Origin of the sequence: Schumannella luteola (assembly GCF_013408685.1) — a bacterium.
Taxonomy (GTDB): Bacteria; Actinomycetota; Actinomycetes; order Actinomycetales; family Microbacteriaceae; genus Schumannella; species Schumannella luteola.
Genome location: NZ_JACBZY010000001.1, coordinates 324,220 through 337,706, shown reverse-complemented (window position 1 = coordinate 337,706; position 13,487 = coordinate 324,220). Strand labels below are relative to the sequence as shown.

Sequence of the window (13,487 nt, the reverse complement as noted above, 5' to 3'; positions counted from 1 at the left end):
TACACACAGGAGAGACGATGAAGTTTCGCAAGATCGTGACGGGCATCTCCGTCACCGCCGTCGCGGCGCTCGCCCTCGCGGGCTGCGCCCCCGGAGGCTCCGGCGACAGCTCGGGCGCATCCACCGACCAGATCCTCACGATCGGCGCGCTCGGCGACATCACCGACTGGGATCCCGCCCAGGCGCACGTCGGCCACGCGCTCCAGCCCTACCAGGCGCCCTACGACACGCTCATCCTGCGCGAGCCCGACGGCAAGCTGTCGCCGATGCTCGCCACCAAGTGGAGCTACGACGACAGCCTCACCAAGCTGACCGTCGACCTGCGCGACGACGTGACCTTCAGCGACGGTGCGAAGTTCGACGCGGATGCCGTGGTCGCCAACTTCACGCACTTCCAGAAGGAGAACGGCCGCCAGGCCGCCCAACTGGTGAACCTCGACAAGGCCGTCGCCACCGACGAGGACACCGTCGAGATCACCCTCAAGCAGGCCGACCCGGCCTTCACCTACTTCCTCAGCCAGGCCGCCGGCCTGATGGGCAGCCCGAAGGCGCTCGACGGGGACGGGATCGGTGCCGACCCGGTCGGCACCGGACCCTACGTGATGGACAAGAAGGCCTCGGTGGCCGGATCGCAGTACGTCTTCACGAAGCGCAAGGGCTACTGGAACCCCGACCTGCAGAAGTTCGGCGGCGTGACCTTCAAGATCCTCATCGACGTGACCGCCCGCACCAACGCGCTCGTCTCCGGCCAGGTCAACGCGACCCTGCTGGACGCCCGCAGCGCCGCGCAGGCCGAGGGCGCCGGCTTCACGCTGACCAAGTCGCAGGTCGACTGGGGCGGACTCCTGCTGCTCGACCGCGACGGGAAGCTGCTGCCCGAGCTCGGTGACGTTCGCGTGCGCCAGGCGATCAACTACGCGCTCGACCGCAAGGCCCTCGTGAAGTCGCTGCAGGTCGGCTACGGCACCCCGACCGCTCAGGCCTTCGGCCCGGCATCCGGCGCCTACGACAAGTCGCTCGACAACGCCTACCCCTACGACCCCGCCAAGGCGAAGAAGCTCCTCGCCGAGGCCGGCTACGCCGACGGCTTCACGCTGACCGTGCCCGGTGTCGCGTCGTTCGAGACGATCTTCGCCGCCGTCGGCCAGCAGCTCTCCGAGGTCGGCATCACGCTGAAGGCCGACCCGGTGCCCGACCAGGAGATCGTCAACAAGATCGCCGGCGGGTCGTACCCGGCCGCCTACTTCCAGCTCTTCCAGGGCGAGGCGTGGGTCGCGATCAACCAGATCATCTCGACCAACGCGCTCTACAACAGCCTCGACAGCACGACGCCCGAGCTGCAGAAGCTCATCGACGAGGTGCAGGCCGCGCCGAGTGCGAAGGAGGGCGACGCGGCGGCGAAGAAGATCAACGAGCTCGTGGTCGATCAGGCCTGGTTCGCACCGCTCTACCGCCTCGACCAGCTCTACTTCACCGACAAGACGGTGACGGTCGTCGCGCAGACGCAGATGGCGATCCCGTCCATCTACAACTACGCCCCCGCCGGGGCCAAGTAGGTCCGATCCGCATCGCGGGGGCGAGGATGCCTCCTCGCCCCCGCACCGGATCCTCGACGAAGGAGTCGACATGCTCAGCTTCACGCTCCGCCGCCTCGGCGCCGGCGCGGTGCTGCTCGTGGTGATCAGCGCGCTCGCCTACGTGCTGATGTTCGCCTCGGGCACCAACATCGCCCGCAACATCCTCGGCGAGACCGCGACCGAGGATCAGGTCGCCCTCAAGCAGCAGCAGCTCGGGCTCGACCAGCCGCTCTGGCAGCGCTACCTCGGCTGGGCCGGGTCGGCGCTCACCGGCAGCCTCGGCCGCTCGTGGTTCGGCTCCGAGCCGGTCGCGCAGACCATCGCCACGCGCCTGCCCGTCACGCTGACGCTCGTGCTCACCGCGATCGTGCTGACCGCGATCATCGCCCTCGCGCTCGGCGTGCTCGCCGCGACGAAGCGCGGCTGGGTCGACAAGCTGCTGCAGGTCTCGGTGGTCGTCGGGGATGCGATCCCCGGCTTCGTGCTGGCGATCATCCTCGCCTTCGTCTTCGCCATCCAGCTCAAGCTCGTCCCGGCGGTCAGCACGATCACGCCGAACGCGCCCGCGAGCGCGTGGCTGCTGTCGCTGACCCTGCCGGTGCTCGCGATCGTGATCAACGCGGTCACCTCCAGCGCGCAGCAGATCCGCAGCGCCGTCATCCGCCAGTACGAGCGCGACTCGATCCGCACCCTGCGCAGCCGCGGGCTCGGCGAGGGGGAGATCCTCTTCAAGCACGTGCTGCGCGGAGCCTCGCCCGCCGGACTCACCGTGCTGAGCCTGCAGTTCATCGGCATGCTCGGCGGCGCCGTGATCATCGAGAAGCTCTTCGCCATCCCCGGCATCGGCAACCTGGCCGTCACGGCCACCCAGCTCGGCGACGTGCCCGTGGTGATGGGCGTCGTGCTCTACACGGTCGTGATCGTCGTCATCGTGAACCTGCTGGTCGATCTGCTGAACGGCTGGCTCAACCCGAAGGTGCGTGTCGCATGACCTCCGCCACCCGCAGCGCCGGACAGACCGGCGACGTCGTCCGGCCGAACACGCTGCGCCGCCTGCTGCGCAACCCGCTCGGCCTGATCTCGATCATCGTGCTCGGCATCCTGCTGATCGTCGCGATCATCGGCCCGTGGATCGCGCCCTACAGCCAGACCCACGCCGACATCGCGGCGTCGCTCGCCGGGCCCTCGGCCGACCACCTGCTGGGCACCGACTCTCCCGGTCGCGACGTGCTCAGCCGACTGCTCTTCGGCACGCAGCTGACGATCTTCTCCGGCCTGCTCTGCGCAGCCGTCGCGATCGCGATCGGCCTGCCCTCGGGCCTGCTCGCCGGCTACTACGGCGGCTGGTTCGACTCGGTCGCCGGCTGGGCCGGCAACATGCTCATGAGCCTGCCCGGCATCGTCGTGCTGCTCGCGGTGCGCGCCGCCCTCGGGCCGTCGGTGTGGATCAGCATGATCATCTTCGGCGTGCTGCTCAGCCCCGGCTACTTCCGGCTGACGCGCACGGCCGTGCAGTCGGTGCGCAACGAGCTGTACGTGGATGCGGCCCGCGTCGCGGGCCTCTCCGACGGCCGCATCATCGCGCGGCACATCTTCTCGGTCGTGCGGGCGCCCATCATCATCCAGACCGCCATCGTCACCGGCGTCGCCATCTCGATCCAGGCGGGCCTGCAGTTCCTCGGGCTCGGCGACCCCGGCGAGGCCAGCTGGGGTGCGATGGTCAACGAGGGCTTCAAGAACATCTACGTCGCCCCGGGGCTGATCGTGGCGCCGATCGTCATGATCGGCCTGACGATCGGCGCGCTCGTGCTGCTCGCCAACGCGCTGCGGGATGCGCTCGAAGACGGACAGAAGGTGTCGCGCAAGCGGCGGCTCACCGACATCGCGACCGGCGCCGTGACCCTGGCGATGCCGGTCGTGAAGACGGGCGGCTCGGCCGAGCGCGCGGCGGCGCCGGCTCGCGGCAAGCGCGCCGCGGCGACCGTCGAGGCCGGCACCGAGCACCACCTCGTCAAGGTCACCGGCCTCGGCGTCGGGTACCCGCAGGCCGACGGCAGCACGAAGCACGTCGTCGACGACGTGAGCTTCCACGTCGACCGCGGCGAGGTGCTCGGCATCGTCGGCGAATCGGGATCGGGCAAGTCGCAGACCGCCTTCTCGATCCTCGGGCTGCTGCCCGACAACGCCGAGATCATCGCCGGCAGCATCCAGTTCGACGGCAGGTACACGGTCGAGCCGGGCGACACGAAGGTCGACCAGGCGCGGGTGCGGCCGCTGCGCGGCAAGCGCATCGCCTACATCCCGCAGGAGCCGATGTCGAACCTCGACCCGAACTTCACGATCGGGCACCAGCTCTCGCGCCCGCTGCGTGTGGTGATGGGGATGTCGAAGGCAGCCGCGAAGGCGCGCGCGATCGAGCTGCTCGGCCTGGTCGGCATCGTCGACCCGGTGCGCACCTACGACCTGCACCCGCACGAGATCTCGGGCGGCATGGCGCAGCGCGTGCTCATCGCCGGCGCCATCAGCTGCGAGCCCGACCTGATCATCGCCGACGAGCCGACCACAGCCCTCGACGTGACCGTGCAGGCCGAGGTGCTCGACCTGCTGCGCGGACTGCAGAAGCGCATCGGCATGGGCATCGTGCTCGTGACGCACAACTTCGGCGTCGTCGCCGACCTCGCCGACCGGGTGCTCGTCATGCAGTCGGGCCACGTCGTCGAGAGCGGCGAGGTGCGGCAGATCCTGCGCGACCCGCAGAACCCCTACACGCGGATGCTGCTCAGCGCCATGCTCGAAGGGAAAGAGCCCATGACGATGCTCACCGAGGTCGGCCGCGAGCGGGCGGGGGTCCGCGCATGAGCGCGGCGCAGCCGCTGCTGACCGTCGACCAGCTCGAGGTCGCCTACCCCGGCCGCGGATTCCGGGCGAAGCCCGCCCGCATCCTCAAGGGCGTCTCGATCGAGATCGGCGCCGGCCGCACGCTCGGCCTCGTCGGCGAATCCGGCTCGGGCAAGACCACCCTCGGTCGGGCCCTGCTCGGGCTCGCGCCGGTCACGGGCGGTCGCATCACCTTCGACGGCAAGGACGCGACGCACGTGTCGCGAGCCGAGCGCAAGCGGCTCAGCCGCGACATGCAGGTCGTCTTCCAAGACCCGTACACCTCGCTCAACCCGGCGATGGAAGTCGGCGCGATCCTCGCCGAGCCGCTCGTCGTGCAGGGCATCGGAGGAGTGGACGCGAAGAAGCGCATCGCCGAGCTGCTCGACCAGGTCGGGCTGCCGAGCGACAGCATCCACCGTCTGCCGCGCGAGTTCTCGGGCGGACAGCGGCAGCGCGTCGCGATCGCCCGCGCCCTCGCGCTGCGGCCCAAGCTGATCGTCTGCGACGAGCCCGTCAGCGCCCTCGACCTGTCGACGCAGGCGCGCGTGCTCGACCTGTTCCTCGCGATCCAGCAGGAGACCGGGGTGTCGTACCTCTTCATCTCGCACGACCTCGACGTGGTGCGCCACATCAGTCACGAGGTCTCGGTGCTGTTCCGCGGCGACATCGTCGAGCACGGGCCGGCCGAGCAGGTGACGCGCGACCCGCAGCATCCGTACACGAAGCGGCTGCTGCTGGCCTCGCCGGTGCCCGACCCCGATCGCCAGGCCGTGCGCCGTCGCGAGCGGCGCGAGCTCATCGACGCGGAGGCGGCGGAGGCGGCGGAGGCGGCGGACGCGGCCGGGTCCGCGGGAGCGTCGGCGGAGTCGTCGACCGGCGCCGGCGCGGCCACAGCGGATGCCCGCCCGAGCGAGAGCGAGCGCTCGGATGCTCTCCGAGGCTGAGGGGGGCTCTGCCAGTACACCGGTCGCGCCCGACTCCGCGGATAGCATGGGGCGTTCGCGCCCGGAGCGGAAAGGGGGGCGCATGTCGAACGCCGACGGCCCGCGCCGAGGACCCGGATCCGCCCCGACGATCTACGACGTCGCGAAGCTCGCCGGGGTCAACCCCTCGACCGTCTCGCGCGCGCTCAACTCGCCCGGGCGCATCAACGCCAAGACCGAAGCCCGCGTCCGTGCCGCCGCCGAAGAGCTGCGCTATCGCCTCAACCCGATGGCGCGCGCCCTTCCGACCGGCAAGACCGGCACGCTCGGGCTCATCCTCAGCGACATCACGAACCCGATGATCGCGGGCATCGTGCGGGGAGCCCAGCAGGCCGCGGCCGAGCACGGCTACACCCTGGTGCTCGCCGAATCGCAGGAGGACAGCGAGCTCGAGAGCACCGCGGCCGATCGCATCCTGCGCAGTGTCGACGGCGTCGTGCTCGCGGCGAGCCGCCTCGACGACGCGCAGATCCAGCAGTTCGCCGACGAGCGCCCGCTCGTGCTCATCAACCGCGACTCCGATGGCGTCGACTCGGTCATCGGCGACGTCGAGCCCGGCATCGACGAGGCCGTCGCGCACCTGCACCTGCTCGGGCACGATCGCATCGTCTACCTGTCGGGTCCGACCCAGTCGTGGATGAGTCGGCACCGCGCCGAGGTCATCCAGGCGGTGGGTGCGCGCCGCGGCGTCGCGATCGACGTGGTCGGCCCGAATCGGCCGACGCTCGACATCGGGCCCGAGGCGCTGCCGCGACTCGTGGCCGCCGGGGCGACCGCCGTCATGGCCTACAACGACGTCATGGCGATCGGGCTCATCCGCGCGGCCGGACACCAGGGGATGGTCATCCCCGACGACCTCAGCATCGTCGGCTTCGACGACGTCTTCGGCGCCGACTTCACCTCGCCGCCGCTGACGACCGTGCAGATGCCGCTGCTCAACCTGGGCGACCTCGCGGTGCGCCGACTGCTCGCGAAGATCGACGGCGACACGGCCGCGCCGAAGATCGAGCCGCCCGTGTCGCGGCTCATCATCCGCGGCTCCTCGGGGCGCGCCCGCGTCTGAGCTGCGCCGGGTGCGCCGTCATCGCGCCCGCTGCATCCGCATCCTCACCGCACGCGAAAGGGGCGGCGACCATGTGGTCGCCGCCCCTTCGTGCGCGTCGGGATGGCCCGACGCGGCGGGTCAGAACAGGTCGCCGAAGCCCAGCTCGACCAGGTTGTCGTGCGAGGTCTGCAGGCAGTCGAAGACGTCGCGGCCGTAGAGCTGGTCCTGCTCGACGAGCAGGTACTCGGCGCCGGCGGCGATGCTCGCGGGGATGACGCCCTTCCAGTCGAGGTTGCCCTCGCCGACCTCGGCGAACTGCACCGAGGAGGTGAAGTAGCCCATGAAGCCCGCGTGGTCGCCCTTCTCGAGCAGCTCGAACGCCTCGCTCGGCAGCTGGCCGATGCGGTAGTCCTTGAGGTGCACCATCTTGACGCGGCCGGCGAAGCGCTCGATCGTGCGCTGGGGGTCGACTCCGCCACGCTGCAGCCAGTGCGCATCCAGTTCGATGCCGACGGTGGGGGAGCGGTCGGCGATGATGTCGAGGGCGTAGCGCCCGTCGTACTTCGCGAACTCGACGTGGTGGTTGTGGTAGTAGAGGTGCAGCCCCTGCTCTTCGAGGCGCTGCGCGTAGCTCTCGGCGGCGTCGCAGAAGCCGTGCAGGCTGTCGAGGTCGGCGAGCGCCGTGAGGGGCATCATGCCCATGCGCACCATGCTCGCGCCGAGGCGCTTCGTGTCGGCGACGATCTTGTCGAAGTCGGTCTCGAGGGCGTCGTTGGCGGCGGTCGACTTGTCGAGGCTGGCCGAGGTGGACGAGAACTCGAACCCGAGCTCGTCGCGGGCGCGCACCAGTTCGTCGATGTTCTCGGTCGTCATGGGGATCTGCGAGATCTCGATCGCGCGGTAGCCGATCTCGCGCACGCGCTGCAGCGTCGCGAACGCCCCTCGCTCTTCGATGCTGCCCTTGAGCATCATCGCCTGAACTCCGATCACTGCCACGTCGGCCTCCTCGCCATGTCGTGCCTGCGCACGCCGCGGTGGTGCGGCGTCGCAGGGCCAGTCTGGACCCGTCGTCATCATTTTGGCAACCGGTTGACAAAATCGACGGGACTGCGCTTCACTTCAACCGTGCCGATGACGCTGCGACTCGATCCCGACCGACTGCTCCCCGCCGACCCCGCGACGCGCGAGGTGGCCCGCAGTCTCTACGCGTCGACGGCCGAGCTGCCGATCGTCTCGCCGCACGGCCACGTCGACCCGCGGCTGATCTTCGACGACCAGCCCTTCCCGAACCCGGCCGAGCTGTTCATCCGCTACGACCACTACGTCACGCGGCTCATGCACGCCGCCGGCGTCGAGCTGGCCGACCTCGGCATCCCCGCCGCCGACGGCCGCCCGATCGCCGAGCCGCGCCAGGTGTGGCGCATCTTCTGCACGCACTGGGGCCTCTACGCCGGCACCGCCTCGGGCTACTGGCTGCAGCACACCTTCTCGACGCTGTTCGACATCGACGAGCACCCCTCGGCCGAGAACGCCGATGCGCTCTACGACCGCATCCAGGCCGCGCTCGAGACGCCCGAGTTCCGCCCGCGCGCGCTGTTCGCCCGCTTCGGCATCGAGGTGCTCGCCACCACCGACGACCCGCTCGACGACCTCGCCGTGCACGCCGCGCTCGCCGCCGACCCGACCTTCACCGGCCGCGTCGTGCCGACGTTCCGCCCCGACGGCTACATCAACCCGCTCGCGCCGGGCTATGCCGAGAACGTGCGCGCCCTCGCCGCCTGGGGCGACTACGCGGTCGACGACTACGCCGGCTACCTGCGCGCGCTCGAGCACCGCCGCCGCCACTTCGTCGAGCACGGCGCCGTCTCCGCCGACTTCGGCGTGCCGCAGCCCTACACGGTCGACCTCGGCGTCGAGCGCGCCGCGGCTCTCTACGCCGAGGCCGTCTCCGGCTCGATCTCCGCGGCGGATGCGCGCGAGCTGCTCGGCCACATGCTGCTCGAGTCGGCCCGCATGAGCGTCGACGACGGACTCGTGATGACCATCCATCCGGGCGTCTTCCGCAACCACTCCAGCTCGACCTTCCAGGCGTATGGCCCCGACACCGGCCACGACATCCCGGTCGCCGTCGAGTACGTCGAGAACCTGCGGCCGCTGCTCGAGCGCTACGGCAACCACGCCGACCTGCACCTCGTGCTCTTCGCGATCGACGAGACCGTCTACTCGCGCGAGATCGCGCCGCTCGCCGGCTTCTACCGCTCGGTGTACGTCGGCGCGCCCTGGTGGTTCATCGACGCGCCGGATGCGGTGCTGCGCTTCCGCGCGGCCGTCACCGAGACCGCGGGCTTCTCGCGCGGCTCGGGCTTCATCGACGACACCCGCGCCTTCCTCTCCATCCCGGCCCGGCACGACATGTCGCGCCGCCTCGACGCCGCCTTCCTCGCGCGTCTCGTGGTCGAGGGCCGCATCGACCGCGCCGCGGCCGAGCAGATCGCGGGCGACCTCGTCGTCGCCCAGCCGACGAAGGTGTTCAAGCTGTGACCGACACGACCACCGAGGCGTCCGTCGCATCCGCCTCCGCCGCATCCGGCCCCGCGCTTTCGCGGGCTGCGCTCGCCGCCGCCGGTCAGCCGCTGCCCGCCGCGCCCGTGCGCCTCGTGCACCTCGGCCTCGGCGCCTTCCACCGCGCCCACCAGGCTTGGTACACGGCGCACGCCGATGACGCCGCCGACTGGGGCATCGCCGCCTTCACCGGCCGCAGCCCCGACGCGGCCGACCAGCTGCGCCCGCAGGACGGCCTGTTCACGCTCATCGTGCGCGACGAGCGCGACGACCGCGCCGAGATCGTGCCGAGCATCGTCGAGGCGGTGTCGGGGGACGACGTGAGTCGTCTGGTCGAGCTGCTCAGCGCGCCGTCCACCGCCGTCGTGACGCTGACGATCACCGAGCCCGGCTATCGCAGCCGGCCCGACGGCTCGCCCGACCTCGACGACCCGGCCGTGGCCTCCGACCTCGTCGAGCTGCGCGGCGGCGGGCGCCCCGCCACCACCATCGGCCGCCTGGTCGCCGGGCTGGATGCGCGCCGCTGGGCCGGCGCCGCGCCGATCGCGATCGTGCCCTGCGACAACATCCCCGACAACGGCCGCTTCGTGCGCGCCGCCGTCGTGGGCCTCGCCGAGGCCGCCGGGCTGTCGGAGACGGCCGCCTGGATCCGCGACGAGGTCTCGTTCGTCGCCACCTCGATCGACCGGATCACACCGCGCTCGACCCCCGACGACCGGGCGGCCGCCGAGATCCTCACCGGCTGGGTGGATGCCGCGCCGGTCGTGACCGAGCCCTTCCGCGACTGGGTGCTCGAGGGCGACTTCCCCGCGGGTCGCCCGCAGTGGGAGAGCGCCGGCGCCCGCTTCGTCGACGACATCGAGCCCTTCGAGCGCCGCAAGCTGTGGCTGCTCAACGGCGCGCACAGCCTGCTCGCCTACGCCGGGCTTCTGCGCGGTCACGAGACCGTCGCCCAGGCGGTCGGCGACCCCGAGTTGCGCGCTCAGGTCGAGGCGTTCTGGGACGCGGCGTGCCGCCACCTGCCCGACGGACTCGACCTGCCCGCCTACCGCGCGGCCCTGCTCGAGCGCTTCGACAACGCCCGCATCGAGCACCGCCTGGCCCAGATCGGGCAGGAGGGCTCGGCGAAGCTGCGCGTGCGCGCGGTTCCGGTGCTGCTCGCCGAGCGGGCGGCCGGGCGGGATGGTGCGGCCGCGATCGCCGCGCTCGTCGCCTGGGCGGCGCTGCAGCTCGACGGTGCGGCTCCGCCGGACGCTGCCGAGGAGGCGATCGCCGCGGCGCGCGCCGCCGACGAGCCGGTGACCGAGCTGCTGCGACTGCTCGATCCGGCGCTCGCCGACGACCCCGCGATCGTCGCGGCGGTCGCCGCGGGCGTGGCCGCGGGCCGCGGGTCTGCCGGTCACGACGCCGCCGACCGTGAGGTCGCCGGAGCCTGAGCCGACGCGGATGCGCCCTGGCGCGCATCCGCGTCTTCTTCCTTCATCTGGCAACCGCTTGCCAAAATCCACCGATTCTGATTCACTCGACACGTCTTCCGACACGGGATCACCCGACCCCACGCGATGACGCGGACGCAATGGCGCGAAAGGGAACGACAGCAATGACCACCACCACCGAGCCGGCCACCACCGGCCAGGCGGCACCCCGCCGGCTCAGCGCGCTCACGCTCGCCGGCTACGGCGCCGGAGACGCCGCGAACAACCTCGCCTTCACCACGGCGACGATGTTCCTGCTCGTCTACTACACCGACGTCGCCGGCATCGGCGCGGCCGCCGCCGGGACCCTGCTGCTCGTCGTGCGCATCTTCGACGCCTTCGCCGACGTGTTCGCCGGCCGCATCGTCGACCGCACCTTCTCGAAGCGCTTCGGCAAGTTCCGCCCGTTCCTGCTGTTCGGCTCGCTGCCGCTGCTCGTGCTGAGCTTCCTCACGTTCAACGTGCCGCAGATCGGCGAGACGGGCATGCTGATCTACGCCTACCTCACCTACGCGGCGCTCGGCCTGGCGTACAGCCTCGTCAACATCCCCTACGGCTCGCTCGCCGGCGCGATCACCCAGACCTCCAAGGAGCGCGCGAAGCTCTCCAGCGCCCGCACGATCGGAGCAGCCGTCGTCGGCGCCTTCCTCGGCGTCGCGATCGCCCCGCTCATCACACCCGAGAACGACCTGCAGTCGATCTTCACCTTCATGACGCTCGGCTTCATCGTCGTCGGCTTCGCGCTCTACCTCTTCACCTTCTTCACCGCGAAGGAGACGGTGCGCCGCGACGTCGCCCGCATCAGCGCCAAGCAGAGCTTCGCCGTCATCAAGAGCAACGTGCCGCTCGGCCTGCTCTGCGCCGCCTCGTTCGTCTTCCTGACCGGGATGCTCGCCATGAGCAGCGTGCAGCTCTACTACCTGCGTGATGTGCTGCACGCCATCGGCCTCTACCCGGTCATCGCCGTCGTGCAGATCGGCGGCACCCTCGGCATCGGCGTCATCATGCCGACGATCGTGCGCCGACTCGGCAAGCGCACGGCCTTCCTCGTCGGCGCGGTGATCGTCATCACCGGCGGCGCCGTCGCCTTCTTCTCGCCCGCCTCGGCCGGCGTGACCGGCTTCATCGGACTGCTCATCTCGACGCTCGGCGTCTCGTTCGTCGGCATGCTGCTGTGGGCCCTCGAGGCCGACACGGTCGAGTACGGCCAGTGGAAGACCGGCGTGCGCGGCGAGGGGATCATCTACGCGGTCTTCTCCTTCACCCGCAAGACCGGCCAGGCGGTCGGCGGTGCGCTCGCGGCCTACGCACTCGCCATCGGCGGCTACGCCGCCGGCGCCGCGCAGCAGAGCGAGGGCGCCGAAGTGGCCATCCGCTTCGCCGTGGGCGCCATCCCCGCCGTCGCCGGCATCCTCGCCTTCCTCATCATGTTCTTCTACCCGCTCACCGACGCTCGCCACCGCGAGATCGTCGCCGAGATCGACGAGCGCGGGCACGTCAGCGACCCGTCGCTCTCGACCGCTGCGTTCGTGGCCGGATCGGACGACGCGGGCCTGGGCGCCCTCGGCGACCGCCGCGCATCCGCCGCCGACGGTCCGACCGACGACGGCCCCGACGACACCGCATCCCCCTCGACCGACAAGGAGCCCCGTTCGTGAAGATCGAATCCGCCGAGGTGCTGGTCTCCAGCCCCGGCCGCAACTTCGTCACCCTGCGCATCACCACCGACACCGGTGTGACCGGCCTCGGCGACGCGACCGTCAACGGGCGTGAGCTCTCGGTCGCCTCGTACCTCGCCGACCACATCGTGCCGCTGCTGATCGGCCTCGACGCCCACCGCATCGAAGACACCTGGCAGTACCTCTACCGGGGCGCCTACTGGCGCCGCGGGCCCATCACGATGGCCGCGATCGCCGCCGTCGACACCGCCCTCTGGGACATCAAGGCGAAGGTCGCCGGCCTGCCGCTCTACCAGCTGCTCGGCGGCCGCAGCCGCGAGGGGCTGCTCTGCTACGGCCACGCCTCCGGCGCCGAGCTGCCCGAGCTGTTCGACTCGATCCGCCACCACCAGGAGGAGGGCTACCGCGCCATCCGCGTGCAGACCGGCGTGCCCGGCCTGCCCAGCGTCTACGGCGTCGCCTCCAGCGCCAACGCGGCCACCACGGCCGACGGCGTCACGAGCCGCTACGACCACGAGCCGGCCCGCCCCGGTGCGAAGCCGGTCGAGGAGTCGTGGGACACGCGGGCGTACATCCGCCACATCCCGACCGTCTTCGAAGCCGTGCGCAACGAGTTCGGCCCCGAGCTGCCGCTGCTGCACGACGCCCACCACCGCCTCACCCCGATCGAGGCGGCGAAGGTCGGCAAGAGCCTCGAGCCCTACGACCTGTTCTGGCTCGAGGACGTGACACCGGCCGAGAACCAGGCCGTGCTGCGCCGCGTGCGCGAGCACACCACGACGCCGCTCGCGATCGGCGAGGTCTTCAACACGATCTTCGACTACAAGGACCTCTTCGAAGAGCAGCTCATCGACTACGTGCGCAGCCCTGTCACCCACGCGGGCGGCATCACGGGCCTCCGCCGCATCTTCGACTACGCGGCGGTCTACCAGATCCGCTCGGGCGTGCACGGACCCACCGACGTCTCGCCGGTCGGCCTCGCCGCCGCCATCCACCTCGGCATCGCGATCCCGAACTTCGGCATCCAGGAGTACATGAAGCACTCGGAGGCGACGCACGAGCTGTTCCGCCCCGGCTACACCTTCGAAGACGGCCTGCTGAAGCCGAGCGAGACCCCCGGACTCGGCGTCGACTACGACGACGAGGTCGGCGCCGCGCACGCCTACGCGCCGGCGTACCTGCCGGTCAACCGCCTGCTCGACGGGTCGATGCACAACTGGTGAGCGGATGCGGGGCGCGGCCGAGCCGGACCACCGGCGGCTCGGCCGCTCCCTCGTCCACCCCGT

The 13,487-nt window shown here is 70.9% G+C and carries 10 protein-coding genes; 9 read left to right on the top strand and 1 reads right to left on the bottom strand.

Translation table 11 applies throughout. The features are described from left to right. Nucleotides 1-17: 17 nt before the first annotated feature. From BJ979_RS01570 to BJ979_RS01550, 5 genes are all read left to right on the top strand, one after another. On the top strand, nucleotides 18-1,556 hold the full coding sequence (locus BJ979_RS01570) for an ABC transporter substrate-binding protein (protein WP_179564540.1): 1,539 nt from the start codon (nucleotides 18-20) through the stop codon (nucleotides 1,554-1,556). Between the two features lie 70 nt (nucleotides 1,557-1,626). Beyond that, entirely contained in the window at nucleotides 1,627-2,568 is a 942-nt protein-coding gene (locus tag BJ979_RS01565; RefSeq protein ID WP_179564538.1) for an ABC transporter permease, read from the top strand. Continuing rightward, nucleotides 2,565-4,436 (top strand): dipeptide/oligopeptide/nickel ABC transporter permease/ATP-binding protein, encoded by a 1,872-nt coding sequence (locus tag BJ979_RS01560; protein ID WP_179564536.1) that lies wholly within the window; start codon nucleotides 2,565-2,567, stop codon nucleotides 4,434-4,436. The genes BJ979_RS01565 and BJ979_RS01560 overlap by 4 nt, the downstream gene beginning before the upstream one ends. Further along, nucleotides 4,433-5,401, top strand: a complete 969-nt coding sequence (locus BJ979_RS01555; RefSeq protein ID WP_179564534.1) for an ATP-binding cassette domain-containing protein — start codon at nucleotides 4,433-4,435, stop codon at nucleotides 5,399-5,401. The genes BJ979_RS01560 and BJ979_RS01555 overlap by 4 nt, the downstream gene beginning before the upstream one ends. An 82-nt stretch (nucleotides 5,402-5,483) precedes the next feature. Then, the gene (locus tag BJ979_RS01550) at nucleotides 5,484-6,503 is read left to right on the top strand and encodes a LacI family DNA-binding transcriptional regulator (protein ID WP_246286656.1); all 1,020 of its coding nucleotides are present in this window, start codon (nucleotides 5,484-5,486) and stop codon (nucleotides 6,501-6,503) included. 120 nt (nucleotides 6,504-6,623) lie between these two features. Here BJ979_RS01550 and BJ979_RS01545 read toward each other — a convergent pair whose 3' ends face one another. Next, nucleotides 6,624-7,481, bottom strand: a complete 858-nt coding sequence (locus BJ979_RS01545) for a sugar phosphate isomerase/epimerase family protein (protein ID WP_343046551.1) — start codon at nucleotides 7,479-7,481, stop codon at nucleotides 6,624-6,626. Nucleotides 7,482-7,610: 129 nt separating this feature from the next. On the opposite strand from BJ979_RS01545, the gene uxaC reads away from it, so the two are divergent. The 4 genes from uxaC (at nucleotide 7,611) to manD (ending at nucleotide 13,424) form a co-directional block, all read left to right on the top strand. Further along, the gene (gene uxaC / locus BJ979_RS01540) at nucleotides 7,611-9,026 is read left to right on the top strand and encodes a glucuronate isomerase (RefSeq protein WP_425502443.1); all 1,416 of its coding nucleotides are present in this window, start codon (nucleotides 7,611-7,613) and stop codon (nucleotides 9,024-9,026) included. Continuing rightward, complete coding sequence (locus BJ979_RS01535) at nucleotides 9,023-10,483, top strand: mannitol dehydrogenase family protein (RefSeq protein WP_343046550.1); 1,461 nt, start codon at nucleotides 9,023-9,025, stop codon at nucleotides 10,481-10,483. Before uxaC ends, BJ979_RS01535 begins: the two co-directional genes overlap by 4 nt. A gap of 164 nt (nucleotides 10,484-10,647) precedes the next feature. After that, nucleotides 10,648-12,180, top strand: a complete 1,533-nt coding sequence (gene uidB, locus BJ979_RS01530; protein WP_179564530.1) for a glucuronide transporter — start codon at nucleotides 10,648-10,650, stop codon at nucleotides 12,178-12,180. Further along, nucleotides 12,177-13,424 (top strand): D-mannonate dehydratase ManD, encoded by a 1,248-nt coding sequence (manD, locus tag BJ979_RS01525; RefSeq protein WP_179564528.1) that lies wholly within the window; start codon nucleotides 12,177-12,179, stop codon nucleotides 13,422-13,424. The genes uidB and manD overlap by 4 nt, the downstream gene beginning before the upstream one ends. Nucleotides 13,425-13,487 lie beyond the last annotated feature (63 nt).

Excerpts from the sequence above, each read along its gene's own strand:
- BJ979_RS01570 (WP_179564540.1), top strand. The coding sequence starts at position 18 with ATGAAGTTTCGCAAGATCGTGACGGGCATCTCCGTCACCGCCGTCGCG.
- BJ979_RS01555 (WP_179564534.1), top strand. The coding sequence starts at position 4,433 with ATGAGCGCGGCGCAGCCGCTGCTGACCGTCGACCAGCTCGAGGTCGCC.
- BJ979_RS01560 (WP_179564536.1), top strand. The coding sequence starts at position 2,565 with ATGACCTCCGCCACCCGCAGCGCCGGACAGACCGGCGACGTCGTCCGG.
- BJ979_RS01565 (WP_179564538.1), top strand. The coding sequence starts at position 1,627 with ATGCTCAGCTTCACGCTCCGCCGCCTCGGCGCCGGCGCGGTGCTGCTC.
- uidB (WP_179564530.1), top strand. The coding sequence starts at position 10,648 with ATGACCACCACCACCGAGCCGGCCACCACCGGCCAGGCGGCACCCCGC.
- BJ979_RS01550 (WP_246286656.1), top strand. The coding sequence starts at position 5,484 with ATGTCGAACGCCGACGGCCCGCGCCGAGGACCCGGATCCGCCCCGACG.